Below are 25,746 nucleotides of genomic sequence, written 5' to 3'. Positions count from 1 at the left end.
TATAAACCATGTCAAGAACCTAGATCGTCCTTCAACACCCTGCTTATGTTGCCCACGAATTCTGTCATTGAAAGGGTTTATGTTTGTTAAGATAACTCCTGAAGCAAGGCGGGATTCAGGCGCTTCACTTTTCCTTGTGTATCAACGCCGACTAATGTCGCCGATCCTTCAACCACGATGCGACGAGAATGAGTCTCGCGAATCACATGAGAAAAGATCAAGGAGATACGACGATTGATGACAAGAGCCGTCTGAATATCAAGTTCATCGCCATAGACCGCTGCGGATTTATAGTGAACTTCTGCATGCGTGACCCGGAATTCCGTTCCCTGCTTCTTCAATTCCGAAACGGACAGACCTCGTTCTTCCAGGTAGTTGGTCCGTGCCCGCTCAAAATACTTGAGATAATTGGCATAATAGACCACTCCACCACAATCAGTGTCTTCGTAATAAATTCGAATATTCATGCCTAGAACGAACAGCTCAGAGCATCAGAACAATAGAGAGGGAAATTGTGGAAGGTCCCGTTCTTCAACGTCTATTACCTTTAAAGCTACCTCATAGAATTGGCGCCAGCGCTCAACCTTGATGGGCTCGAACCCATTGCCTAACACGGCGTGATCCGTGGCATCGATAAGCGATTTCATTTGAGGCCAGTGCTTCTCGAAAGCACTTCCGATAGGATCTTCCAATGCTTGCAACACATGGAATTGAGCGAGCATCGGAAGCTGATACTTTCCGTCTACTTCACTCACATATCGCTGCCGGACCTGTTCCTGAACAGATTGCGGAACGTCATTAAGACTCACATCCCAGCTCTTGATCCGATGAGTATGAAATAAACGGCCCTGCGCACATGCCGACATCGCACGAAGGAGAAGACGAGCCCCGACTTCCACATCCTGACGCTGGTCAATCTGGCGCTTGGACTGGGCCAACAAATCATGAACCAGTTTTGTTTTCACCTCAGAGGGATCCAAGACAATCTGCTCTAGAAAGCGGAGGTTTTCTTTGACAGACTTCACGAAGGCATTCGTCCCTGGCGGACCGCCCCAGGCCGCGGCCAAGTCGAGTGCCTTAACCCCGTTCTTCAATTTTTCCCATGCTTGCCGGTAGTGAAACACGTGCCAGTGGTGATACCCGTCCGAGATATCGACGTACGCTCGATACAGAGGCTTGAAGCTCCCGCTCACCCGCATTTCCAACCGGTGAAATAGCCGCCCAGCCACACGATATGAACCCTGGTTAAAATATCCCGCTGCTTCTTGACGGATGGCGAGGGCTTCCTCATCCCACGGATTACTCTGACTCCAAACTCCAGGAGTTTCTCCCACCATTTCAACATCGGGACCTGAGAGTTTTTCAAGATAGGTCGGCTCGAGCCTCATGACTTTAGCGGTAAAGGGAAAACCCGCCAGAATCATGGCACCAGCCATAGCCGGGGTTGCCATCGTAATATCGATGATGAGTTCACCTGGCGACACATTCCAGGCTTTCAACATTTTTGGTAAGGATTCGGTCAATGTCCGGTGGGAGTCTGCGAAACTTTCTGGATTCGGGGTGATGATCCAATCCCACTTCTGGGGCATTTTCGACAGGTGAGGCTGAACCTCGGTCTCAATCAAGCTGATGCTGGATTCGGGAAGAAAAAAGCACAAACGCTCCGGGGACAGGCGCTGCAGGGAAGAAACCGTAGGCGCAGAGTTCTGCGCCATCGCGATAAGGAGGGCTTTCACCGGCCCATCAACACTCACAATGTGCCGACTATATCATTCCCGAGGCCAGGCAGCAATAACGATGAAGACACGGGTAGATTGACCGGCCTGAATGTTTGCGAATCTTATCTCTTGTTGGGTATAGGAAATAGTTAAGCGCTTTTCAGTGTCGGGGAATCTTTTCCAAAAGATGTGAAATTTTTAGAATAGCCTGCTAAAATCTTTTTTTATGGAGAAACAGTGGGTCATCGACGCGTTTGAAGCGAGCGCCAGCATTAAACGTCAATTCGCTGAAATCTACGCCGAACAAATCATCGAGGTCGCCCAAGTCCTGATTCGCGCATTCAATGATACCCATAAAGTTCTGTTATTCGGGAACGGGGGCAGTGCTACTGATGCCTCCCACATCGCTGCAGAATTTATCGGGCGCTACAGACGTGACCGCACTGCCCTGCCGGCCATAGCCCTCACGACTGATTCTGCTGCCCTGACCTGCATCGCAAACGACTACGACTATTCGGATATTTTTTCTCGACAAGTTGAAGCACTGGGGCGAAAAGGGGATATCGCCATCGCGATCAGTACAAGTGGCAATTCTCCAAACGTCCTCAAGGGGGTTCAAACGGCCCGGGAACGAGGACTCGTCACGGTCGGCTGGACAGGACAAACGGGAGGCCAACTCATGGATCTTGTGGACTACAGCTTTCAAGTTCCGTCGACGGTCACAGCTCGAATTCAAGAATGTCACATCACACTCGGACACGTGCTCTGTGAAATCATCGAAGAGCGACTGTTTGCGTAAACACCGTCACACCCCCCGTTCGACCGTTCAACCACTGAACCTCTCACACGTTCGGACGTATCCCCTTTCTTCGCGCCACAGCAAGGTCAACATTTCAGATTTTGCGGTATCGTGGAAACGAGGCAAGAACTTCCGGAGTTTTCTTGATTCTCTTCCGGATTTTTTAGCGGTTCAATCGCTACGTGCGGTGGTCCGCGCCATTATCCGGGCACGCGAACGCGGGAAACCGGTCATATTCGGAATGGGAGGGCACCCCACCAAAGTGGGGCTGAACCCGATCCTGATCGACCTGATCCAACGACAGATCATCACCGCCATCGCCGTGAACGGGGCCGTGATCATCCATGACTTCGAGCTGGCTTACCTGGGACACACGTCGGAAGAAGTCGACACCGAAATTGACTCCGGTCGGTTTGGAATGGCAGAAGAAACAGGGAAAATACTCAACAAAGCGATTTGTGAAGGCTGGGAAGCCAAACAGGGTATCGGGGAAAGCGTGGGACGATATATCACCAGACATCCCAAACTTTTTCCGCATCGTCGAATGAGCCTCCTCGCCACTGGCGTGCAAGTCGGAATCCCGGTCACCGTGCATGTGGCGATGGGCGCGGACATCATTCATATGCATCCTTCCGCGGATGGAGCTGCCATCGGAGGAAGTTCGCTGATCGACTTTCGCTTGCTCGCGTCTACGGTCTCCCGCATGGAAGGCGGAGTGTACCTCAACCTTGGATCAGCGGTGATGCTTCCGGAGGTTTTTCTCAAAACCGTCACGTTGAGCCGTAACCTGGGCCGTGCGCTAAAAAACATCACGACGGTAAACATGGACTTTCTTCACCATTACCGTCCGGCGACCAATGTCGTGAAGCGTCCGACTCAAAAAGGCGGACGAGGCTATACGCTCATCGGACATCATGAAATCATGTTGCCCTTATTAGCGGCAGCCATTATTGAGCAGATCGGCTCTTAATGTGATTCCTAACCCGCAATGCTCATCCACGATCATGAGCGGCAGGATTCCGGGATTTGAGATAATGGATTCAAGAATTCTATTCCGGACCTTCCCCTCCCAACATGTCCAGAGAATCGCCCCAGAGAATCGTCAATGAACCGAAAACGAACGACTCAATGTTCCATAAAAATCCAATGGCTTATTTTTTGCAGTATTTCTTTGCTAGCCGCTTGCTTATAGAATCTCTTAATGACTGATTAAGAGGAGTCTGCCATGAAAAAGAAGATTCTGATCGTAGATGATGACCCGGATATCGTATTGATGCTGATGGACCGCTTAGAAGGCCAGGGGTACTCGACCGTTTCCGCGACCGACGGAAAACAGGCCATTGATAGCATCGAACTCGAAACTCCGCATCTTGTCCTGCTGGATCTGTCTCTTCCGCGAATGTCCGGGCTTGAAGTTCTCCATCATCTCTTCCCGCAAATACACTCGCCCAACCCGACCAAGGAATATTCAACGTCTTCCACAAACAAAGAGTCCCTCGATCTTCCCATCATCGTCATGACGGCCAACGCCACGATCGAAAATGCCGTAGAAGCCATGAAAACAGGAGCCTATGACTTTTTGACCAAACCCATTGACTTCGATCACCTTGAGATCGTCATCAAGAAAGCGCTCGAACGAGAAGCATTGAAACAACAAGTGACATCCTTACGAACAGAAGTGGAAAGCCGGTATAACCAGATCGTCGGTCAAAGTGCGAGCATTCAGTCCATCGTCGAACTCGCTCAACGGGCCGCGAATTCTGACGCAACCGTCCTGCTGTTGGGGGAAAGTGGGACCGGCAAAGAACTCTTCTCCCGTTCCATTCACCAATGGAGCGGGCGCCGGACCATGCCGTTCAGTATCATCAATTGCGTGGCGTTAAATGAGACGCTCCTCGAGAACGAGCTGTTTGGCCATGAAAAAGGGGCATTTACCGGTGCGGATTCTCGTCAAAAAGGCAGGATCGAAGAGGCCGATGGCGGGACCCTGTTCCTGGATGAAATCGGCGACATGCCGCTGACGCTACAAGCGAAACTGCTACGCCTGCTCCAGGATCATGAATTTCACCGGGTTGGTGGGAATCGTCTGGTCAAAGTGAATATTCGAGTGCTGGCCGCAACGAATAAAGACCTCAAACAAGCCGTCAGAGAAGGGCGTTTCCGGGAAGATTTGTATTTTCGTTTAAATGTCGTCAGTCTTTCCTTACCCCCCTTGCGGGAACGACCGGATGATATCGTTCCCTTGGCTGAATTTTTCCTCGACTTCCATCTCCGAGAAATGAAACGGCCACCACGAACATTCGCGAAGGAAACCATCAGTGCCATGCGAAGTTATGGATGGCCGGGGAATATCAGAGAACTAAGCAACGCCATCGCACGTGCCGTCGTCCTGGGCACGGATGATAAAATCGTGCCTGAACAGTTAGGCTTGGGGCCTTGGGGAGTTGATCCATTCCAAGAAGGTGAAAATCTTCCGTACCATGATGCGATTGAACAGTACAGTCGTCATATTCTTGAGCAAGCGCTTCGACGAAGCAACTGGAGTCAGACAAAAGCCGCCGATCTATTGCAACTTCAACGCACGTACCTTTCACGACTGCTCAAACAAAAGGAAATCTCCGTTGAGCCTCCGTCCCTTTAGCCTCGTTTCGACCAGCCAATCGAAACAGTCGGAACGACGGGCAACGTAAAAAAGAAACGGCTGCCCTCCCCGACTTTACTTTCCACCCAGATCTTGCCTCCATGGAGTTCGATCAGGCTTTTCGAAATCGCAAGGCCTAACCCCGACCCGCTGGCTTCGACGGCCACGGATTCCCCGCGGTAGAATCGCTCAAAAATGTGAGGAATTTCATCCAAGGGAATTCCGCAACCGGAGTCACTGACGCAGAACTCCACCATTTCATCACTGCGAAACCTGCCCCCAATTTCGACCCTTGAGCCAGGATCAGAAAACTTCATGGCGTTATTGATGAGATTGGTCAGGACCTGATCGAGTTTATCGCGATCCCCCAAGATCTTCGGTAGGGGGGATTCCTGGTCAAAAATCAGATTTAATGAAGTTTGCTTTGCCACCGGTTGCAAGACCTCGACGACTTCCTGCGCCAATTCTTCGACAGAAAACGATGTGCAACTGAGTTGCATCACTCCGGCGTCAATCTTCGATAAATCGAGAAGATCATTACTCATACGCGTTAATCGCTCGAGATTCCGTTTCACACGGGACAGATAAAAGGATTGCCGTTCAGTTAATGTTCCGGTGAGACCATCCAACATATTGTCGACTAGCCCTTTCATCGATGTCATCGGCGTCCGAAGCTCATGGGAAGCAATGGATACGAACATCGACTTCAAACGGTCATGTTCCCGAAGTCGTTCGTTGGCCTGCTGCAAGGCTTCCGTTCTTTCCTGGACTCGTTCTTCGAGCATCTGGTTGAATTGGCCCAAATGTTGGTAAGCACGGGCATTATCGATGGCAACGGCCACATGGTTGGCAATAGTCATCAGAACATCTAAATCTTCTTGTTTGCAGGGCTTATCGCCACAGTCAGTCCCAAGGTATCCAAAGATACGATCCTGACTTTTTAATGGGGCAGCCATGAACGATTGGACCCCAATTTCTCGGCAGACTTTCAAGACGGCAGGATACAACCGGTCAGCCACAGTCTCGATATCCTGTACCAATACAGGAATTCCTTTGATCAACAGATCACTGCTAATCCCGCCATCGTCGTGTACTGGAATTTCAATCTTCTTCACTAACGCTTCCATCTGCTCTGACACACCGGTTATTTGGGAGACGACACTCACCTGTTCCTCCGGTTTATAGTAGACGAGAATCATTCGAGCATAGCTCAAGTTTTCCACCAAGAGATTCAGGACTGTGGTCCACAGACGATCAACATCCAAATTCGAAGAAATGACTGCTGTCGTTTGATTGATCGTTGAGAGCTGTGAAACCTGCCTCGTGATCGTCTCGACATAGGTGGAAATCGCCTGTTCGCGTTGCTTCAACGACACGGTCATATCATTGATGCTCTTGGTCAATTGCCCGATTTCATCCCGAGATCGTGGAATGACGGACGTGTGCAGATTCCCTGAGGCAATTTCCTTGGCCATTTTAGCCAACTTCCGGATCGGGGTAATGATCCGATTGGCTAACATCATCGTAAACACGATACCGACGATGATGATCAGGATCGTCATGACCGAAACATTCCAAATCATCGTATCGACCGTTTGTAACATGTGCGATTTCGTCAGGCCGACCTGTATCACACCATACACTTCAGGGGTCTGATCAACGCTTTCGCCGGAAAGAGAGGATTCTTGAGCTTCCAATGTTAAGGGATCAAATTGGGGAGAAGAATTGACGTCCCGTTTCACAGGGAGCGCAAAGTCATACAGAGTTTCCCCTGGAACAAACACCTCTGTTGGCATCGATCCAGCCTTGCCACGGTTTGCGGGCATCTGCAGCCGCTGATCTTGTGCGCGAAAAATCGTGATGATGGGACGATCGCCAGTACTCGTCAAAGCGGAGTTTTCAAACACATGATTCGGGTATAATGGATGATCGGCAGACCTCGTGAAACGGTCGATTGCGTTCAACATCCCTTTACTCTTGGCGATCAACCACTCGCCCTGGGGCCCCGTAATCACCACATACACGACATCCTGAACCGATAGCGCACCTGCCACGACTTGACTCAAAGACACCTTATCCTGCGTAATCAACCCATACCGACCATTATGCGCAAGGCTGTTGACCAGGATGGTTCCGGTTTTCCTTAATGCTTGTTCCATCGATTGCGTTTGTTGATTGACGAAATACCAACTCAATCCCGTGCACACCCCGATAATGATTAAACTGATAAACAGGATGAGTTTGGTTCGAAGACTCAAGAAACGATTTCCTTGTAGCGCTGAGACATCCATATCTCGAATTCTTGAATTCGGTGAAATTAATACATTTCATGGAACCTGATTAAGACATTGGGAGGAACGGTGATTTTTAAAAAATGGGCTGTTTTGAGATTGATCGCCAAGCGTAACGGTTCCGGAGGGTAGAGAATTCCCGTTTTCACCCTTCTCCCATGCGCGATTTTCATGGCAAGCTGAGCCGCCTGCTTCCCCACATCTTCATAACTGAAATGGGTGCTGAGAAGAGCACCCTTGCTCACCAGATCCGGAGAAAAGCCCATGACGGGAATGTTGGCATCGAGTGTGGTTTTTAGTAGAAAATTGAATGAATCTGCAGTCAGTACCGTACTGTCAGGAACGAGCCACAAGGCATCGATGTGCTGAACGATCGCCCGCAGTGAGTTGGGAACATCTTTTTCTGATGAAACCTCTCGTGAAACGAGTTCGACTCCAAGAGCTTCAGCTTGAGGTAAAGCCGCGCGGACGATTCGTCCTGTTTTCTCGGGATTATAAAGCACTCCCACACGCTTCACAGTCGGCAGGACTTCTTGAAGCGACTGCATTTGATCCTTGAACGGAATCTCGAGGGAAATACCAATCATGTCCGATCTTGGCAGATGATATTTACCGGGATCTAAGACCATACAAAATATACTGGGAACAGAAGGGAGCCCTTGGTTCAGGACCAGGACCGCCTTCAAACCCACGGCAACCACGACGTCCGGGGCAAGCCCTCGAATTTTTGAAATCACGGAGTTGCTGTTCTTGAAATCACCGGCGAGAGAAAATTGGTGAACATGTTGTGAGGACGGGAGGCTTTCTTGAAAAGCTTTGACAGCTCGATTGTAGGAAGTAATGTTTGAGGACTGTAGAACGACCACGGTTTTGGCAAAAGCCAAATCATGGGACGGACTGACCACACATGCGACGAATACCAGGACGCATGACACGACAGAGGCCCGGGCATGTCGAATGCGCGCAGGAGATATCACCTCCCCTTTTCTGGGACGAATGTCAGGGTTGATAAGGAACAAGCTAAGCTGTTTTTCAAATAACCGTCGGGATCGTATTTCTTCGACACAACGCGAGATATTCACTCGTGACTCTCCTAGTTTCATACACAGGATTGTCCAACCCCAAACGGCTTAACTCCGGACTCTTCCCCCTATTCGGGACAAATGAGCACCAGCACCGATTCGAATCCGTCATGGAGTGACTCATCCTTGCGTCAACTCGAAGAGAATGACGTATCGTCAGAACATCCTACTCCCAGACCATGAGATGGCTCAGATCTCTAAGCTCATTACTTGCCTCACTCCATGCTGAAGACAGACACGGAATTTCCATTCATGGGGCTATCCCGGATGTACAAAATTCTGCTGTCAGTCGTCGAATGGATCGAACCTCATCACTTTCAGACACCACTCGCGTCCCCCACTGCGGCTGCCATCCACAATTAATGCATCGTATGTCGTTTTCGGTCGTCAGATCAATGACTTGCGCCATTAAGAGTCCGGTACATTTTGGACATCGCCTGGCGACAGAGGAATGAATACCGTGTAACTTGACATTTTCCGACCATGAAGTTTGAGACTCCGTCACGGGCAAAGAGCCTGGAGTCGAGCGGGTTCGACGCTGCTTGCGGGCAGGTTGGGCTTTGGAAACTTTTCGCTTCATCAATTCTCTCCTTTCTCGAGACTAACTGACTTTTTATGAAAGTGTTTTATGAATGAGCCAAAATGGCTGTAGAAGGACGTAAAGCAAAGCTGATGCCGGAAATCCCGGAACGGGAGGTCACGAAAGAGAAGGCTCTGAAAAGGTGATTTTCAGGACAGGAACGATAGTTCCGTTCAGCATTCCTGAAAATGTAATCGAAATGGATACACTTGTTATCGAAACAGATACACTGCAGACATAACTGGAGACATAAAAGACGGGATAGAAGACGGGCCGCGCAATAAGCGGAATCCCCCTTCCCAGAAGACCCGACCGACCTACCCGGAACAAGAGGCGCGGAAAACTTTTCGATCGTCAAGCCGAAGAGCTATCAGCTCTTGGCCCCATACGCAGCCGGCATCCAGCCCGATGAGCGTTTTTTTCACGAACAGCCCTAGAGCCGACCAATGTCCAAAAATAATCGTGTCCCGAGCCGTCGCTCGGCCAGGCACAGCAAACCATGGGACTAACCCTTGAGGGGCATCGTTCGGACGGCCTTTAAAAGAAAAGTCCGGCTCTCCTTCCGGAGTGCAGACTCGAATCCGGGTCATGACATTCGTGGCTAAACTGAGTCGATCCTGATGCCCCAAGTCTGTTGACCATGACGCCTGCGAACCCCGAAAATAAATGAAGGGCAGCATGTCCACGAATGCTTCGCCCCGCAATGCTTCTTCGACTTCTCGTGCCAGCTTTTCTGCCTGCGCGATCGTCCATTGGGGGAGCAATCCAGCATGCAACATCACATAGTCATGCTCACGGTATACCAACGGACGATGGCGCAACCATGTCAGCAATTCATCGCAGTCTGGAGCGGACAATACCGGGCCTACAGTATCCTTGCGATGCAATCGGGCCACCCCAGCCCAAACCGCAAGGAGGTGGATATCATGATTTCCAAGCACGGTGACGGCGGCCGACCCGAGATCTTTAATGTATCGCAGAACTTCCAGAGAATCCGGTCCACGATTGACCAAATCTCCGACAAACCAGAGCCGATCAGTGGTAGGATCAAATTTTATGCGTTTAACTAATTTGCGTAACGCCCGAAAACAGCCTTGGACATCGCCGATTGCGTAGATTGCCATCGCATCTCATACATTAAGGTTTATGATTGGACACTTGGGAACACGGTAACGAGATATCGAGCCGGAAACAAGTCTTTGGAAGAAGATTGGGGGCTGACGCTTCTTCATGCTGGATAATTTTTTCGTGTTTCAACCGTCCGAATGGACGGAACGGAGCTGGAGGCAATTAAGCGGACTGCCTCTTGAAGACATCTGGCTGTCAGTGAGCTCAGAGACACGTGTCTTCGGGTGGTTCGTGAATGCCGGGCCTGGGCGACCAGTGATTCTCTGGTGTCATGGCAATGCCGGGAATATCAGTCATCGTCTGATGAACATCGCCGAGTTTTATCGACGCGGCGTCTCGGTCATGATTTTTGATTACCGGGGGTACGGCAAAAGTTCAGGCACGCCATCGGAAAATGGACTCTATCAGGATGCCTTGGCCGCCTATGACTTTTTGATCAACCAGAGGGCAATCGCTCCCGAACGACTCATCGTCTTCGGACGTTCGCTCGGCACCTCCATCGCTGCGGAAGTGACACGCCAGCGTTCAGCGGCGGGACTCATTTTAGAAGGGGCTTTTCCCTCCATTCAATCGATGGCAGACCACCATTATTTGGGCTTACCGGCAAGTTGGTTCGTTGATTCGACGTTCAACCTCGAGGAAAAGCTTTCCCACATTTCCCTGCCGGTCTTGGTCATTCATGGAGAACACGACACCATTGTTCCTTTAAAATTTGGAGAACAAGTGTTCCAAACCGCTCGAGGGCCAAAGATCTGGTATCCCGTAAAGGGGGCGGGACATAACGATGTTCCATCGGTAGGCGGACAAGCCTACTATGCACGACTGCTGAGCTTTATTCAGAAAGTCGTACCCTAAGCCCTTTGCCGTCACGAATCTATCACCATATCGACTCACCGTACGCTTGACCCTCCTCAAGAAAGCCCATTACCATCCTACGAACACGGCCTGTGACATCATGACCAATCACGACGGAACCTATGTCTATCAAATTAATATCTCGAATGGAGGGGTACCGAAGTGTGCGGTGGAAAAGGCCTACGTTTCCATCAATGGCCTGGAGGGGGACCGGCAAAAGAATCGAAAGATCCACGGAGGAACCGATCGCGCGCTTTGCCTGTACTCCCTCGAAAGGCTTGACGACCTTCGTGCGGAAGGTCACGACATTCAACCCGGGTCATCCGGGGAGAATCTGACGATTGCCGGTCTTGATTGGTCAGTACTCCGGCCCGGAGACCACATGCGCATCGGGCCATGCCTTCAGATTGCCATTACCGGCTATGCCGAACCCTGTCGCCATAACGCCCGCTGGTTCAGGGACAACAATTACAAACGGATTTCCCAGAAAATGCACCCTGGCTGGAGCCGGCTCTACGCCCAGGTGCTGACTGAAGGAACAGTCCATCACGGCGATTCAGTATGTGTGAACACCAGGAATCAATAAGGGAGCAGGCATGAAACGCGTTCTTGAGCCAGAGTTAATGGATGACTTAGAGCAGGCGCAAATCTATGCGTCAGCCGATTTTGCTGAGGAAAATCAAACATTCGTCGATCGTTTTCTAGAAAACCATGGCCGTGAACTTGACCACGCGCATGTCCTGGACCTGGGGTGCGGGCCTGGCGACATCCTCATCCGGCTCGTAAGGGCCCACCCGACCTTGCGAGTCACCGGAGTTGATGCTTCCCAGCCTATGATCGACATTGCGCGACAAGCCGTTAACGCGGCCACGTTGAACGAGCGGATCGAACTCCACTGCCAACGTTTTCAAGACATCACCCTATCCCCTCCTGCCGATGCCGTGATTTCCAACAGCCTCGCCCACCATGTCCCCAACCCCCTTCAATTCTGGTACGCCATCAAGACCCTCGCCAAGTCAGGCGCGCCGGTACTCGTCATGGATCTCATACGACCTGAATCCTCAGAAGAAGCACACGCGATCGTCGATCAATACGCCTCCGATGAGCCAGAGCAATTGCGTCAAGACTTTTACAATTCTCTCCTGGCCGCTTTTACCGAAGACGAGGTGGCGGCTCACCTCGCCGAACTCAATCTCAGCCGACTTCTCATCGACGTACCGGATGATCGACATTGGATCGTCGAAGGCCGTGTTTTCTGATGACATCGTAACGTTTTTACATCTTGACTCGAGCCCTTGCAAGCCTTAATGTAGGAGCTGCCCTTTGGTTGGGGGATCGTCTAGGGGCAAGACATCAGATTTTGGTTCTGAGAACCCAGGTTCGATTCCTGGTCCCCCAGCCATTCTTTTTCCCTTCTAGATTCAGGCACTTCTGCAGTTTCATCACTCTTAGTCTTTTCTTCCTGACTCAGCTTACTCCCGGTTTTACTCCCGATTCCAGATAAACTTCCTCGGTTCACAGCATCTTGAAGGTAGCCAGGTGAAAGATGCGCGTAACGCATGGTCGTCTGAATTTCTCGGTGCCCGAGAATTTCTTTGACAGCGTAGAGGTCCACACCAGCCTGTTCTCGCTTGAAAGCTAGTGTGGCTTGATAATTTGACTCGTGACGCTCATCACAATGCACTAAGAGTGTGACTCATAATTTTAAGCATCGGGGGTTAAAGAGATTTTTCTCAGATGGGGATGCTGGCCGACTGCCCAGTGACATGATCGATCGGATTGAGGCGATTTTGACAAGACTATCGGCATCGGAAACAATTCAAGAAATGGATATGTATTCCTATCACTTGCATGAATTAAAAGGAAATCGAAAGGGCACGTGGAGCGTGACGGTTCGTGCCAACTGGCGGATTACGTTCCGTTTTCAAGATGGTTATGCACGAGATATGGATTTTGAAGATTACCACTAGAACACATATGATGGGATAGTCAATCGTGTCGTGTTGACCAAAATCGGAAAAAATAGTGAAAACGAATTACAACAAAGGAACTATCGTGTTCTAGGAAAGGATGTAGAGATGAAGGGATTAAAGATGAAAAACCCTGCCCATCCAGGCAAACTTGTACGTATTGATTGCCTAGAACCCTTTGACTTAACAGTGACCGAGGGGGCAAAACTGCTTGGAGTGTCTCGGTCCGCACTCAACAATTTAGTGAATGAACATGCATCATTATCTTGGGATATGGCCATCCGCCTCTCCAAAGCATTCGGCAGCACACCTGAAGGATGGATGCGTGTTCAGTTTCAGTACGATGCTGCCCAAGTCGAAGGCCTAGCGAAAAAGATTACCGTAAAACCGATCAAACGAGCCCTACAGCTAACCTGAAACACCTTCGCTTCTGGTTTGCACCGTTCACAATTGTGTGGGCTTATGTTTATAAAGCAAGATTCGCGTATAAAGGAGAAAGGAGATTTTTCATCAAGTCAATTCATCCTGCAATAGGGACCTGAGGACTGCCCTTGTTGAGCCGGGCAATTTTACGCGAAGAGATTTTCGCTTAGGCAGGCTTTATCAACAATTCTTACAGGATTCTAAAGTTTTAGTGAAGCCTTGAAAAAGACCTCATTGATACCTCAAAATTTCTCAATAGAGAAATGCAACCATTGAAAAATCTTCGCACCCAGTTTGCTCTTCGTTACCATCCCTACTACCAGTCGATCGCAATCGTATTTGGTGATACATGACAAATCAGACTCTCTTGTCTTGACGATTGAATTTATTTGCCCAGAACAGATTCCAAAATCTTTGCAATTTCGTAAAACCCTTTTTGACGAGCATGCTGTAGCGGTGTCACACCCTCCTTATCGGCAATATGAACATCCGCTCCGGCATCCACGAGCAGCGCGACAATCTGTTGATGACGCGGCCCCCCATCACTTAAAACAATGGCTTCCAACAAGGCCGTCCATCCAAGATGATTCACATGATTGACATCAACTTTCGTACTCAGTAACAGTGTAACCATCTCTACATGGCCCCGTTCCGCGGCGGGAATGAGCGGTGTCCCCCCAAAGCGATTGTAGAGGGTAAAATTTGGAGTAGCTTGCAAGATGAGTTTCATGATGTCGACCGTGCCTTCGGCTCCCGCCAACAAGAACGGGTTATCCAATTTGTCATCCTGTAGGTTTACATCTGCGCCGGCCTCCAATAACGTCTTGGCTATTTCCAGACTGTGCCCTTCAACAGCCATGAGTAAGGCCGTACGCCCTCGCGCATCTTGGGCATTGATATCGACTCCTGTCTCTATCACTTCGCGCACAGTAGTCAGGTCATTCTGGGCGACGGCCTCCATAAGGCGTAGCTCTTCGTCACTCAAAAACATGCCCGGTTTCGCGAAACTCAAGACGGCGACTAACGCGCTCACGCCCAAAAGACTGACGCTAGCGACCATAGTCTTCATGTATGCCGGTCCTTTATGAATAGGTTGAAAAAGAGACTCTCAATAGCCCGTCAGTCGCGATAGGTAAATGAATGAGTATACTGCATTCGTTTCACAAATTTCTGTTTAGGTTCAGAGACAGACTGCTCATTGTTCAATTTTGCTGAGTAAGAGAGAGTCACGAAGGAAACCGCCTATCAAGGAAGTATCACTATGTAACACTTAGAGACTTAAACCTGCTATATATTCCAGGATTCATGAAAGACTTCACATGGTCTGTCGCATCCCTGCGTAGGCTTGCAGTCCCCCCATCCCCCGGTATTATGATGAAGATGAATCTCGTTACAGAGACGACCATGCCAACACCATCAACTCAACATCCGGCTGAAACAAAGACTTTAGGTCGACGTTTCGCGATCGTCACCGTCATGTTTCTCACGGTCCTCCTCGGAATGCTGTTCTATACGACCGCGATCATCAAGAATGAAGAATCCAATGCGGTACTGATTGACTTGGCAGGCCGTCAACGCATGTTGCTACAACGACATTTCAATGAAGTCATGTTAACGACACAAGGGGTATCCGCAGACTATACCGCCACAAGGCAACTGATTCGCTCAACGCTGACCGCACTCATCGAAGGGGAACGCCTTACCCCTCCTTTCGATGGAGGACGAAATCAGCACATTCCAGAGGTTCCAACGAATACAATCGCGAACACGCTTCGTGAGCAACAAACCGCTTTTCAGGCGTTCATTGATAAAACAGAAGACTTTATCGCTCTCAAACCGACGCACCCGGATTACGGGCCGGCACTGGAAGACCTTCGGGATCAGAACACTGAGTTGGTCAAAATCGCGGACCAGGCGGTCAAGCAAATTGATCGCTATTCCGAACAGAATATCTCGTCGATGGTGAAATGGGAATCGGTCATCGCCATGTTTGTCGGATTATTGGGAGCGTTGGTTACGGTCCAAGGCGTCAGAGACGGCAGACGATTGGAAGAAGAAATCGTCGAAAGAGAACGTGCGGAGACAGAAGTGCGTCAGAGTGAACTATTTTTAAACTCTATCATTGAAAATATCCCGAATGTCGTGTTCGTCAAACGTGCGGATACTCTTCAGTATGTCCGTTGTAACCGAGCAAGCGAGCTGCTGACAGGATATGCACGAGAAGAAATTCTCGGAAAAGATGACTTTGAAATACACCCTGAAGCCATCGCGAACCTTTTTGTCCAGCAGGATCGAGAAGTCCTGGAGACCTGCGAACGTGTCGATATTTCAGATGAAATTCTTCCTACCAAAAGCCTAGGGAAACGACATGTGTCTACCAAGAAAATACCTCTTCTTGACCAAGACGGTGCCCCACAATACGTGCTAGGCATTTCCGAGGACATCACGGACCGGTTACAGGCCGAGATTGCCTTACGAGAAAGTGAAGAACGCTATCGCGCGCTGTATGAAGATAACCCCTCGATGTATTTCACGGTAAGCCAGAAGGGCATCATTCTTTCTGTCAATAAATTTGGTGCTCAACAGCTTGAGTACTCGGCCTCCGAATTAGTGGGCCAGTCCGTCCTGAACCTGTTTTTTGAGAAAGATCAGGTTCACGTTCAGGAACACTTTCAGGCATGCATCCAGAACCCTTTAACAGTATTTACTTGGGAATTTCGAAAAATACGAAAACATGGCGATGTGATTTGGGTGAAGGAAGTGGCGCGGGCCGTGTACGATCAGGAAGGCGATTTGGTCGTTCTCATCGTCTGCGAGGACATTTCCGAGAGAAAGAAAACCGAAGGAGCACTCCAGGAGTGGAAAGCGCTCACGCAAAGCGTTCTCGAGCAACTGCCAAAAGGCTTTGCCTATCGTTGCCTGAATGACAAGCGCTGGACCGTCATCTACGTGAGTGATGGGATCGAAGACATCACCGGAGTGTCGGCCTCCGCCCTGCTTGCGGGAACAACAACATATGACACCCTCATGGCTCCTGGAGAAAATGAGCGTGTCTGGCCTATTATACAAGAAGCCCTGGCCAAACGCCTGCCTTACGAGAATGAGCATCAAATCGTGACACGCGACGGGAAAACAAAGTGGATTCTCGCGCGTGGACGCTTTATATTCGATGAGTCGGGTGAGCTGCTCTATCTCGACGGCCTGAATGTTGACATTACCGAGCGTAAACAGATCGAGAATCAACTACGAGCGAGTGAAGCCCGTTTTCGTTCCCTGATCGAGCATGTTCCATTCTGTATTCATGAAATCGAGCTAAATGGAATGATTAGTTCGATAAATCAGGCTGGCAACCAGATGATGAATCCTGCCGATGGCTCTGTGATCACCGGTCGCTCGTACCTGACGCTCGCAGAAGAGCGTGACCACCAACGAATGCGGGAGTACTTTGCACAAGCCGCCCAGGGGCAACCCGTAGATTTTGAATGTCACACGACATCGCATGGTCACATGAAATGTTTCTCGAAAAGTTTTATCCCGCTCCGTGACGGTGAAGGCCGGATCATCAAGGTCATCGGAATCTCTGAAGACATTACGGAAAGAAAACTGGCTGAAGAACGTTTGCGCGAGAGCGAAGAAAAGCGGCTTGAGGCGCTTAAGCAAAGTGATGCCCTAAAATCTGCCTTGCTGTCGTCGGTGTCTCACGAACTCCGCACGCCCCTAACAGCCATGAAAGCCTCGGTCTCGAACCTGCTCACCAATCGGTCATCGAACAGGGAAGGACTTCAACAAGAATTCCTGAAAGAAGTCGACTTAGAAATTAACTACATGAGCCACTTGGTTGATAATCTATTGGATATGTCGCAAATTGAGGCAGGGACGCTCACTCCGCGCCAAGAATGGCATCCCTTAGAAGATCTGGTCGAGGGTGCACTTCGCCGTACCGAAGTGAGCACAGCTTCACAGCAAATCAATGTCCAAATTCCCGAAGACCTTCCTCCAGTCTTTGTCGACGCGGTAGAAATCCAGCAAGTCTTCATTAATTTACTGGACAATGCGATGAAGTATTCGTTGAACGGCTCACCCATTCATCTGATGGTGGCTGTCGAGAATCGGGAAATAACGGTCAAGATTACCAATCCTGCGGAACCCCTTGACCAACAAGATCTGTCTCGCATCTTTGATCGCTTTTATCGTCGTCCAGTCTCCCGGAAGCAACCGATCCGTGGTACGGGTTTAGGCTTAGCCATCTGTAAAGGGATCATCGAAGCTCATGGTGGACGCATTTGGGCAGAGTCGAACAGCTACCAGGTCTTCATCACGTTCACACTACCCATGACACAGTCGATGGGGAATTTTTCCCTGGACGGTCTTCACCGATCATCGGAATCATGACGTCAGGCGCCTACATACTCGTCATTGATGACGAACCACAAATCCGGCGGTCATTACAAGTTAATCTTGAGGATAAACACTATGTCGTCACCACGGCCGCCTCGGGAGAAGATGCGCTCGAATCAATCGAACGACGGAAGCCGGACGTCATCATCGTTGACCTGGTGCTTCCCGGGATTGATGGAGTCGAACTGACGCGTCGGATTCGCACGGAATCTCCTGTTCCGATCATCGTACTCTCAGCGATTGGCGACGAACGCAAAAAGGTGGAAGCTCTCGAAAGCGGAGCTGATGATTACGTCACGAAACCTTTCGGCATGGATGAATTATCGGCACGCGTGAAGTCTGCGTTGCGCCGAACTGCGATGGTTTCGGGAGCCGAACCCGTGTTCAGATGCGGAGATCTCTCGGTGAACTTTGAGCGACGGGAGGTTCGACTGAACCATTCACTCATTAAGCTGACCCCCACTGAATATGACCTCTTAAAATACATGATTCAGTACAGAGGGAAGGTTCTTACCCACCGAACTCTCCTGAAGGCCATTTGGGGAGAATCGCAGATCGACCAGGGGCAATACCTCAGAGTGTTCATCGGGCAGCTGAGGAAAAAACTCGAGCGCGATACAGCACGACCGCGGTACATCCTGACGGACCCAGGGGTCGGATATCGATTCACGCATGATCTTCAAGAAGATCAACCGTAGATGAACCCTCAACACCTCCCCTATCTCGCCTCATCCTGACAAACCGGCAATCTTTCTCCCTCCAGCCCCATGAATCGGTTCATGATTCTAACAACCAGACCGTTGCCATCGGGCCTCCCGAAGCATCCTGATATCCCTGCTGCTCCATCACTTGCACATTCTTTATAACATTCGAAGCAATCACGAATAGCATCTTTATCCCGAACCTTCTACCCTTTTAGCGGGAAGGTAAGATACGTGTCTTTGTCCAATCGCCATCCAGAATCCACTCGACACATCTTAGTCGTCGATGACGACCCCGATATTTGTCTGATGCTTCAAGATCGACTGAAGTCATTCGGGTTTGCCGTGTCGGTCGCACCTAATGGCGCCGAGGGGTTGGAGAAACTCGCAAGGATGGTTTTTGACGGAATTCTTCTTGATATCCAAATGCCGGTCATGGATGGAATCACGATGCTTACCCACATCCACCTCCTCTATCCACGTCTACCGGTCCTCGTCATGAGCGCAACCTCAAACATGGAACTCATGAATGAAGCGAAGAAATGGGGTGCTCGTGACTACCTCGTGAAACCCATCGATCTTGAAGTGCTTTCCAAGAAGTGCTGCGACATCTTCTGAGGACAGAGCGGGTGGAACATATTCTCATCATCGATGATGACAGGGCATTTCGTTGGATGCTCCAACAGATTCTGGAAATCCATGGATATGTGTGCCGAGACGTTGAAGATGGAGAAAAGGCTCTTCATGCCATAGACACTGAGCATTTCGACCTGATGATTTCTGACCAGAACATGCCAGGCATGACAGGCTTGCAATTATTACAGCAATTGTCTTCCAGGCCCAAGGACAAAATACCTCCTGTCATTTTGGTGACGGGGTATCTCCCCGATTCTTTACGAAGCTCTGCTCAACGGGCTGGAGTCGATGCGTTTTTGACCAAACCTTTCACACACACGGAACTTCTTTCAGTCGTCCGCCAAGTCATAGACCCCCAGGAACAGACCGATATTCCATTGGCTAGGACGAAAAACACCTGTCAATAGGACGAAGTCCTGAAGCGTTCCGTATCAGACGCACACCCCTGTAAGACCACACCCTCTCGTCTGAGTAACGCCCGCAATCGTTCAATGACGGGAAAGACTTCTTGATTCCAATCTGCTCCTTGCCGATTGAAAGCCTTTTGTTCTTCCTCGACGATCCAACGATCCTCGGCAAAGATCCTCTCGGTAAACCACACGATACATGGCCATAGCAGGTGGATTAAACCGGGGAACGAGGGCTTTCGGATCATCATCAGCCCGAAAGTATGATTCTGGCATTGTTCACGATCGATCGGAACATACACGTTCCAAAGATTTAACGCAGGTTCAGTACTCCCGGCCGTCCAAAACTTCAGGGTTTGATAAGGATAGTCGGTGCAGATGGTCATCAGATCATGTTCGGGTCCTGCCTGAACATGTTGCGGGTTCCCTAAGATCAGTTTTTCCCCAAGCGGTTGTGAGCCCTTGACCCTGGAGAACGTGTAATCGACCTCAACGACATGATCCCGCTCTCGGAGTTCTAGGCACGTCGTCCTAATGCCACCCATCAGCCGACGATGCAAAAACTGGTGGTTCATGTCCATGAGATTTTCATGCATGAACGAGTAATGACAGTTGACTCGACGGTTAAGGAACCGTGTCTTGTATTTCTGGTCATCTGCCAACGAAACTTCGGGAAAGACCGTGTCCGTTAGTTTTTCGATATTTCCGGGAAAGACAAAGATCAATCCATACGCTTCGCGGCAAGGATAGCTCCTTACGCCTTTGGGACGCGCCTGGCCCTTCGATAAATATGGAACTCCGACACAACTCCCTGTTCGGTCGAACGTCCAACAATGATATCCACATTGTAAATGTTCACCATGAACAACACCGTGATGGAGGGGAACTTGCCGGTGTGCGCATCGATCTTCAAGAGCATACACCTGATCGCTTTCGGTCCTGACCAATACGATAGGATCGCCGGCGAAAGAACGTCCTAATGTTTGACCTTTTTTGAGATCCTTTGAACGTGCGAGCGGATACCAATTATCCGGATGACTCCCGACTTTTCGCAAATCGGGGACAAGAGAGACCGGAAGCGGATGCACTGCGGGAGGTTGATGCGCACAAGCCTCAACGACCTTAAGTGCAACTTCGGCATGCACAGGAAGTGGTTTCGTCATGAAGAAGTTTGGGGAATGAACAGTTGTTGATTACAGAGGGGAGTAGAAACGCTACAAAAAAGAGGGGTATGTTCTTATACCAAAATTTCTCGCCTATGGATAGTGATAACCACACCCTATGACCGATAGCCGTTCCATGCAAAGCTGTCATGGAAGATCCGAACGCTCTTTCACGTATGCTGAATGTAAAAAATCCAACTGAACAACAGTTCTAAATCCGGCCTTTACTCACAGCCTTCCTCGCATGACCAAAGTTATAACCCCTAATTGACTTTACCATCTGAATATAATAGTTTTTGCTTTTTTATGATCCCATGCATCCAGATTTTATGTCTGGATGAATGGGGTGTATAGACTCATTACGCTCTCTTACCGCCTGCGCAATCGTTCCTTTCTACATTGACGATTGAGAAAAGAGCGTGCAACTTGCCACGGAGGGCTCACCCCCCTCAGCCTCTACCGCGGTTGCGAGTTTTTTCCTCGTTCGTATCGGATGAGGAAAATTGTGATACCTGAATACGGCTTCGATCGAACTAAGGAGTCCTGCCTGGTTTGTATCACAAGGAGTTCTCATATGTATCATACATCCACGATTTCCCTTGGCAGATTTTCACGTTTGCGTTCTTTCTTCCATGCCTTATTATGGCTTCCCACCGCTATTCTTTCCCTTCATGCATGTTCAACCCTCGACATCCTCAACATCGGCCGGAAAGAGCCGACGTTTTCTTCTGTACAAGAGCAACAATTGTACAAGCGTGCGACGGAGTTGAAGGATATTGAGGCCCAAGTGCAGTTAGGAGAGATGTATGCTGTTGGCCACGAAGTTTCACAAGACTATGAACGTGCAAGCCATTGGTATCGACGTGCGGCCGATCAAGGCAATAGCACCGCACAGTTACGTTTGGCGGAGTTGTACATGATGGGGCACGGTGTTTCTCAAGACCATGCCGAGGCCGGCCGTTGGTACCGGCTCGCCGCGAGTCAAGGAGATGTGCTGGCTCAACTCCGGCTTGGACGGATGTATGAACAAAGTAACGGGAGTCCAGCAAATTTTCAGGAAGCCAGTCACTGGTATCATATGGCGGCCAATCAGGGAGATGTCCAAGCTCAATTTCGCCTTGGCCAAATGTTTGAACAGGGGCAAGGCGTGCCACAGGATTATCAGGAAGCCAGCCTTTGGTACCGAATGGCCGCAAATCAAGGAGATTCCCAAGCCCAGCTGCGCCTCGGAGAATTGTTCGCTGAAGGCCTGGGAGTCACTCAAGACTATCAAGAAGCCAGCCGCTGGTATCAAATGGCCGCCAGCCGACGCGAGGCGGAAGCCCAACTCCACCTTGGTGAGATGTACGAACAAGGACATGGTGTCGACCAAGACTTAACTGAAGCCAGCCGTTGGTATCGAATGGCAGCCGAGCAAGGTCATGCTGTCGCTCAACTGCGGATGGCTTCGCTATGCCTCAAAGGCCGGGGTGTCCCCCAAAACCAGGCCGAGGCCATTCGCTGGTACCGCCTGGCCGCTGAACAAGGCCATGTGATAGCCCAACTACAACTTGGCGACATATACATGACCGGAAGGATCGTGGGTGTTGACCTGACTGAATCCAGTCGGTGGTATAGCCGTGCAGCTGAGCAGAATCATCCTATCGCGCAACGACGCATGGGGGAAATGTACGAGACGGGTCGAGGTGTTCCCCAGGACTATCGAAAGGCGATGGATTGGTATACCCGTTCAGCGAATCAAGGACATGCGGAGGCCCAATTCAAGCTTGGAAATCTGTACGCATTACAAAAAGATTACGTGGATGCCCACATGTGGCTCAATCTTTGCGCAGCCAGTGGACATAAAGAGGGAAAAATCAAACTGTATAGAGTCGCATCGGACATGAGCTATGAAGAGATCGAGAAAGCTCAAGAATTAGCGCGCGAGTGGATGACCAAAAAGAACGGTGCGCTCGGACCCAATGGTCAGAAGCCGGCTACTTAGAGAGCACGCATCGCTAAAAACCTGACAAAGGAAAAGAAATGGCCATCCCACCCATCACATCGTTGAGCTTATAATTTTTCTTTGGGCTCAGAGGATGAGCGTTGTGACAATTCACGCATGAGGACGAAATAGCCGTATCGGCATAGATCGCGGTAAAGTAACGACGTCCGTCTTTTTTTATGACACCCGTAAATGGCTTGCTCGGATCTCCTTCAATCGCCTCCAGTCCCGTTCGTTCAAACCAGGTAGCTGGCCGGTTTTTTTCATAAATTGGCCAAAGACTAATCAGCCGATACTCCAATCCCATTCCCTTACCCTTTACGTGCAATCCAGAAAGGGTCAACATCTGTGCTGGTAACGGAAGCGCAGTCTCTTTCTTCCATGATTCTTCTGCCTTGACCACATTGTTTTCCTGCATCCGTTGTACTACATGAGTCGTGTAAAGCGTCCGATCTGCATCAAGAATGGCGTGGATAAATTCTGCAACCTGTTCGGCTGCCACGACGTCTTTTGCGAGTGAGTGAGATGGATTCTCCGAATACCCTGTCGAACTTCCACCCGCCAACACGGTCAGGATTATTCCCCACAGTAACGCGTGATACCTCATATGTAGACCCTCCATTTTCCCCGTTCTGGATATAAATCAGTCTCGGCAGACTCAGGGCTACAATGTCTCAAATGAGACACGAGCTGGTCAACTTTGCACAATACGGAGGGAAGACAAACAACGCGAGAAGCCGTGAAAGGCAATGGAGCGCCACTAGGCCAACGGAATATCAGAGTTGGAGATGTTGATCGTTTCCAGGAAGGACGTGCTAGAGATTCAACCGCCAGGTGGCTCTGAAGAAAACACTCCGTTGCACTTCGGTGGCTTGGGTGGCCAAAAACGTCGGCAAAAATTCAGCATGACGATTATCCAGCAAGTCCCGTCCCACGATTGAAAACTCCCAATCTGGCGTCGGGCGCCATCCCAACCGGACATCCGCAGAAAAATAATGACTGACGGGAGCGCCTGTCACACTGATATCTCCGACATATCGAATATCCCCATCCAACTCTAAATTCCAAGGCAAGTTCATGCGAGACCACAGGGTCGCTTGATGATGAGGGCTGGCATCTTCACGTAACTTTTCACTACTGACACTTCCATGTTCCAATTCCAAGTCCATCGCGAGGAACGTATAGGTCGCTTGCAGTCGCCAGGCATCAAGCGCCTGCCATTGCGCCAGAACCTCGACCCCATAGGTATTTCCATGCATTCTATTGGAAAACGGAATGGTGATGGTTGGCGGAGGAGAAATGGCGTCAAACGTCCGAAGATCGTCGTAGTGATTCACAAATCCTGCGATATCCACGTTCAATGTCGAATGGGGATGGGTACGATAGCCGAGTTCAAAGGCGAGGAGATTTTCGGCTTGCATCTGGTCATTGCCGGAAATCGCCACAGTCACGGGAGCCGTGGCTGGCGTGGGCACAACCCGCAGCCGGACATCATGTTCTCCGCGCGCCGGTGTCCGGACAGCCCGCGAGACCGCCGCCCACAAGGTATGGTTCGGTTCGGGCATCCAAGAAATCCGGATATTTGGCTGGTATTCAAACCCTGAAAACGCGTTATGTTCAAATTTCGAACCGACAGTCACTGTCAGCGCGTCATCGAAAAATTTCATCTCGTCTTGAAGAAATCCACTAAACAGGTTGACCGTACGGTTCGACGGCGAAAGCCGAAACAGTTCATTGGAGCGAGTATTGTCATAGGTTAACCGATAACCCAACCCCCACACGGTATCATGGTGGGCCAACAACGGAAATTGATGCTGCACTTCCAGATCGACGATGTGGCGGTCTTCATACAGTGAGGCCTCTTCGCGAAACACATGGTCGTAGTAGGATTGAACCATGAACACTTCATTATTCGAAATCGTTCGTCGCCAGCGTACAAGAGCATTACCACCTCGAAGCTTCACGTCTTCATCGAATGTCGTCACCGCCGCTGGAGCCATGGGTCCGGCATCGGGCGACACAGGAGTCGTGATCTGCTGGCCAGCATCTCCTCGGTAATAATCCCCTTGTATGGTCAGGGAGTCCTTGGAATTGAGGTCCCAATCTGTTCGGATTCCACCTTGGCCTAATTGCCAATCATCATGTGCCCCCATCTGCTGAAACCCGGTGTCACGACTCCGAAATTGCCCGTACACCCGGTATGAGAAATCATCTCCGATTTTCCCACCGTAACGAAGCGTTCCAAAGCCTCGCTCCTCATTACCGATCACGACGGAGGCCAGCGCTCCTTGCGTCTCATCTGAACGCTTCGTCATGATATTTATGACACCATTCACAGCATTAGCTCCCCAGAGCGTCCCTCCAGGACCTCGAATGATCTCAATGCGATCGATATCCGCCAACGGAACCATTTGCGCCTCCCAATAGACCCCGGCAAACAAGGGTGTATACACGCTCCGTCCATCGATCAGCACCAATAATTTATTCGCAAAACGATCATTAAATCCCCTGACGGTTACCGCCCATTTATTAGAATCGATGCTTGCCACTTGAATCCCGGGAACCAAACGAAGAGCATCTGGAATGTTCGTGATTCCCATACGACGAAGCTCTTCGCCCGATAATACATAAATCGCGGCTTGTGCTTGTGAAAGCTGTTGAGGTTTCTTGGATACCGTCGTGACTTCTACATTCATGAGCTCTTCAAGTGAGAGTTACGTAAGATCATCAGAAGGCATGCTATCTTGTGCCGCTTCGTTCATATTCGTCTCAGCAGCGACAGTCCCATGATAAGGAAATACGGCAGCGAAGACGATACAGCAAAGCAGAAGAACGCCTTGAGTCACAACAAAAGATCGATTCACAGTCCTACCTTGATCAAACGTTCTTTTTCCCAATACAGCTCGGAGTCGGGCTTGAAAGGCACAGGTACGTCTTTTGAGCGGTTCTCATTAGAATGTTTCGGATTCT

Annotated in this window: 23 protein-coding genes and 1 tRNA gene; 14 read left to right on the top strand and 10 right to left on the bottom strand. The window is 50.0% G+C overall.

What is annotated here, in order from left to right; translation table 11 throughout:
• Positions 1 to 86: 86 nt before the first annotated feature.
• Complete coding sequence (locus MRJ96_06525; protein ID MDR4501088.1) at positions 87 to 467, bottom strand: YbgC/FadM family acyl-CoA thioesterase; 381 nt, start codon at positions 465 to 467, stop codon at positions 87 to 89.
• Between the two features lie 24 nt (positions 468 to 491).
• Complete coding sequence (locus MRJ96_06520; GenBank protein ID MDR4501087.1) at positions 492 to 1,754, bottom strand: TIGR02710 family CRISPR-associated CARF protein; 1,263 nt, start codon at positions 1,752 to 1,754, stop codon at positions 492 to 494.
• A gap of 190 nt (positions 1,755 to 1,944) precedes the next feature.
• Here MRJ96_06520 and MRJ96_06515 point away from each other — a divergent pair, with 190 nt between their 5' ends.
• The 3 genes from MRJ96_06515 (at position 1,945) to MRJ96_06505 (ending at position 5,158) form a co-directional block, all read left to right on the top strand.
• The gene (locus MRJ96_06515) at positions 1,945 to 2,517 is read left to right on the top strand and encodes a D-sedoheptulose 7-phosphate isomerase (protein MDR4501086.1); all 573 of its coding nucleotides are present in this window, start codon (positions 1,945 to 1,947) and stop codon (positions 2,515 to 2,517) included.
• Complete coding sequence (locus MRJ96_06510) at positions 2,510 to 3,487, top strand: hypothetical protein (GenBank protein ID MDR4501085.1); 978 nt, start codon at positions 2,510 to 2,512, stop codon at positions 3,485 to 3,487. The genes MRJ96_06515 and MRJ96_06510 overlap by 8 nt, the downstream gene beginning before the upstream one ends.
• Positions 3,488 to 3,742: 255 nt before the next feature.
• Positions 3,743 to 5,158 carry a sigma-54 dependent transcriptional regulator gene (locus tag MRJ96_06505; protein MDR4501084.1) on the top strand — a complete coding sequence of 472 codons (1,416 nt, stop codon included), beginning with the start codon at positions 3,743 to 3,745 and terminating at the stop codon, positions 5,156 to 5,158.
• Here the strand turns inward: MRJ96_06505 and MRJ96_06500 are convergent.
• From MRJ96_06500 to MRJ96_06485, 4 genes are all read right to left on the bottom strand, one after another.
• Positions 5,155 to 7,416 (bottom strand): ATP-binding protein, encoded by a 2,262-nt coding sequence (locus tag MRJ96_06500; GenBank protein ID MDR4501083.1) that lies wholly within the window; start codon positions 7,414 to 7,416, stop codon positions 5,155 to 5,157. The two genes, MRJ96_06505 and MRJ96_06500, sit on opposite strands and share 4 nt — an antisense overlap.
• 59 nt (positions 7,417 to 7,475) lie before the next feature.
• Entirely contained in the window at positions 7,476 to 8,531 is a 1,056-nt protein-coding gene (locus MRJ96_06495; protein ID MDR4501082.1) for an ABC transporter substrate-binding protein, read from the bottom strand.
• A gap of 250 nt (positions 8,532 to 8,781) precedes the next feature.
• Complete coding sequence (locus MRJ96_06490) at positions 8,782 to 9,111, bottom strand: hypothetical protein (GenBank protein ID MDR4501081.1); 330 nt, start codon at positions 9,109 to 9,111, stop codon at positions 8,782 to 8,784.
• 317 nt (positions 9,112 to 9,428) lie between these two features.
• Positions 9,429 to 10,235, bottom strand: coding sequence for a symmetrical bis(5'-nucleosyl)-tetraphosphatase (locus tag MRJ96_06485; protein MDR4501080.1), 807 nt, complete (start codon positions 10,233 to 10,235; stop codon positions 9,429 to 9,431).
• Positions 10,236 to 10,359: 124 nt separating this feature from the next.
• Between MRJ96_06485 and MRJ96_06480 the strand changes: the two genes are divergently transcribed.
• From MRJ96_06480 to MRJ96_06455, 6 genes are all read left to right on the top strand, one after another.
• Entirely contained in the window at positions 10,360 to 11,094 is a 735-nt protein-coding gene (locus tag MRJ96_06480) for an alpha/beta hydrolase (protein ID MDR4501079.1), read from the top strand.
• Between the two features lie 100 nt (positions 11,095 to 11,194).
• On the top strand, positions 11,195 to 11,680 hold the full coding sequence (locus tag MRJ96_06475) for an MOSC domain-containing protein (protein ID MDR4501078.1): 486 nt from the start codon (positions 11,195 to 11,197) through the stop codon (positions 11,678 to 11,680).
• A 10-nt stretch (positions 11,681 to 11,690) separates the two neighbouring features.
• The gene (locus MRJ96_06470) at positions 11,691 to 12,353 is read left to right on the top strand and encodes a class I SAM-dependent methyltransferase (GenBank protein MDR4501077.1); all 663 of its coding nucleotides are present in this window, start codon (positions 11,691 to 11,693) and stop codon (positions 12,351 to 12,353) included.
• Positions 12,354 to 12,422: 69 nt separating this feature from the next.
• A tRNA-Gln gene (locus MRJ96_06465) sits at positions 12,423 to 12,496 on the top strand.
• A gap of 289 nt (positions 12,497 to 12,785) precedes the next feature.
• Positions 12,786 to 13,064, top strand: a complete 279-nt coding sequence (locus tag MRJ96_06460) for a type II toxin-antitoxin system RelE/ParE family toxin (GenBank protein ID MDR4501076.1) — start codon at positions 12,786 to 12,788, stop codon at positions 13,062 to 13,064.
• 108 nt (positions 13,065 to 13,172) lie between these two features.
• Positions 13,173 to 13,481, top strand: a complete 309-nt coding sequence (locus tag MRJ96_06455; protein ID MDR4501075.1) for a HigA family addiction module antitoxin — start codon at positions 13,173 to 13,175, stop codon at positions 13,479 to 13,481.
• Between the two features lie 391 nt (positions 13,482 to 13,872).
• Here the strand turns inward: MRJ96_06455 and MRJ96_06450 are convergent, their stop codons facing one another.
• Positions 13,873 to 14,556: an ankyrin repeat domain-containing protein gene (locus tag MRJ96_06450; GenBank protein MDR4501074.1), complete on the bottom strand. Its 684-nt coding sequence runs from the start codon at positions 14,554 to 14,556 to the stop codon at positions 13,873 to 13,875.
• Between the two features lie 335 nt (positions 14,557 to 14,891).
• On the opposite strand from MRJ96_06450, the gene MRJ96_06445 reads away from it, so the two are divergent.
• The 4 genes from MRJ96_06445 (at position 14,892) to MRJ96_06430 (ending at position 19,629) form a co-directional block, all read left to right on the top strand.
• A complete protein-coding gene (locus MRJ96_06445) occupies positions 14,892 to 17,879 on the top strand; it encodes a PAS domain S-box protein (protein MDR4501073.1) in 2,988 nt (995 codons plus the stop codon).
• Positions 17,876 to 18,583 (top strand): response regulator transcription factor, encoded by a 708-nt coding sequence (locus MRJ96_06440; protein ID MDR4501072.1) that lies wholly within the window; start codon positions 17,876 to 17,878, stop codon positions 18,581 to 18,583. The genes MRJ96_06445 and MRJ96_06440 overlap by 4 nt, the downstream gene beginning before the upstream one ends.
• A 237-nt stretch (positions 18,584 to 18,820) precedes the next feature.
• Positions 18,821 to 19,204, top strand: a complete 384-nt coding sequence (locus tag MRJ96_06435; protein MDR4501071.1) for a response regulator — start codon at positions 18,821 to 18,823, stop codon at positions 19,202 to 19,204.
• Positions 19,205 to 19,215: 11 nt separating this feature from the next.
• On the top strand, positions 19,216 to 19,629 hold the full coding sequence (locus MRJ96_06430; GenBank protein MDR4501070.1) for a response regulator: 414 nt from the start codon (positions 19,216 to 19,218) through the stop codon (positions 19,627 to 19,629).
• Here the strand turns inward: MRJ96_06430 and MRJ96_06425 are convergent.
• Positions 19,623 to 20,792: an aromatic ring-hydroxylating dioxygenase subunit alpha gene (locus MRJ96_06425; GenBank protein MDR4501069.1), complete on the bottom strand. Its 1,170-nt coding sequence runs from the start codon at positions 20,790 to 20,792 to the stop codon at positions 19,623 to 19,625. The two genes, MRJ96_06430 and MRJ96_06425, sit on opposite strands and share 7 nt — an antisense overlap.
• Positions 20,793 to 21,366: 574 nt before the next feature.
• Between MRJ96_06425 and MRJ96_06420 the strand changes: the two genes are divergently transcribed.
• Positions 21,367 to 22,776 carry an SEL1-like repeat protein gene (locus MRJ96_06420; GenBank protein MDR4501068.1) on the top strand — a complete coding sequence of 470 codons (1,410 nt, stop codon included), beginning with the start codon at positions 21,367 to 21,369 and terminating at the stop codon, positions 22,774 to 22,776.
• Between the two features lie 13 nt (positions 22,777 to 22,789).
• Here MRJ96_06420 and MRJ96_06415 read toward each other — a convergent pair whose 3' ends face one another.
• Positions 22,790 to 23,383 carry a DUF3365 domain-containing protein gene (locus MRJ96_06415; GenBank protein ID MDR4501067.1) on the bottom strand — a complete coding sequence of 198 codons (594 nt, stop codon included), beginning with the start codon at positions 23,381 to 23,383 and terminating at the stop codon, positions 22,790 to 22,792.
• Positions 23,384 to 23,591: 208 nt separating this feature from the next.
• Positions 23,592 to 25,472 (bottom strand): TonB-dependent receptor, encoded by a 1,881-nt coding sequence (locus MRJ96_06410; GenBank protein MDR4501066.1) that lies wholly within the window; start codon positions 25,470 to 25,472, stop codon positions 23,592 to 23,594.
• Positions 25,473 to 25,746: the final 274 nt, after the last annotated feature.

The sequence above is a fragment of the Nitrospirales bacterium genome (genome assembly GCA_031315865.1).
GTDB lineage: Bacteria > Nitrospirota > Nitrospiria > Nitrospirales > UBA8639 > JAGQKC01.
The sequence above is the reverse complement of the archived record's forward strand: the minus strand, read 5'-3'. Positions and strand labels throughout refer to the sequence as shown.

Excerpts from the sequence above, each read along its gene's own strand:
- MRJ96_06415 (MDR4501067.1), bottom strand. The coding sequence starts at position 23,383 with ATGAGGTATCACGCGTTACTGTGGGGAATAATCCTGACCGTGTTGGCG.
- MRJ96_06515 (MDR4501086.1), top strand. The coding sequence starts at position 1,945 with ATGGAGAAACAGTGGGTCATCGACGCGTTTGAAGCGAGCGCCAGCATT.
- MRJ96_06485 (MDR4501080.1), bottom strand. The coding sequence starts at position 10,235 with ATGGCAATCTACGCAATCGGCGATGTCCAAGGCTGTTTTCGGGCGTTA.
- MRJ96_06470 (MDR4501077.1), top strand. The coding sequence starts at position 11,691 with ATGAAACGCGTTCTTGAGCCAGAGTTAATGGATGACTTAGAGCAGGCG.
- MRJ96_06425 (MDR4501069.1), bottom strand. The coding sequence starts at position 20,792 with ATGACGAAACCACTTCCTGTGCATGCCGAAGTTGCACTTAAGGTCGTT.
- MRJ96_06410 (MDR4501066.1), bottom strand. The coding sequence starts at position 25,472 with ATGAATGTAGAAGTCACGACGGTATCCAAGAAACCTCAACAGCTTTCA.
- MRJ96_06420 (MDR4501068.1), top strand. The coding sequence starts at position 21,367 with ATGTATCATACATCCACGATTTCCCTTGGCAGATTTTCACGTTTGCGT.
- MRJ96_06455 (MDR4501075.1), top strand. The coding sequence starts at position 13,173 with ATGAAGGGATTAAAGATGAAAAACCCTGCCCATCCAGGCAAACTTGTA.
- MRJ96_06490 (MDR4501081.1), bottom strand. The coding sequence starts at position 9,111 with ATGAAGCGAAAAGTTTCCAAAGCCCAACCTGCCCGCAAGCAGCGTCGA.
- MRJ96_06450 (MDR4501074.1), bottom strand. The coding sequence starts at position 14,556 with ATGAAGACTATGGTCGCTAGCGTCAGTCTTTTGGGCGTGAGCGCGTTA.
- MRJ96_06445 (MDR4501073.1), top strand. The coding sequence starts at position 14,892 with ATGCCAACACCATCAACTCAACATCCGGCTGAAACAAAGACTTTAGGT.
- MRJ96_06475 (MDR4501078.1), top strand. The coding sequence starts at position 11,195 with ATGACCAATCACGACGGAACCTATGTCTATCAAATTAATATCTCGAAT.
- MRJ96_06505 (MDR4501084.1), top strand. The coding sequence starts at position 3,743 with ATGAAAAAGAAGATTCTGATCGTAGATGATGACCCGGATATCGTATTG.
- MRJ96_06440 (MDR4501072.1), top strand. The coding sequence starts at position 17,876 with ATGACGTCAGGCGCCTACATACTCGTCATTGATGACGAACCACAAATC.
- MRJ96_06525 (MDR4501088.1), bottom strand. The coding sequence starts at position 467 with ATGAATATTCGAATTTATTACGAAGACACTGATTGTGGTGGAGTGGTC.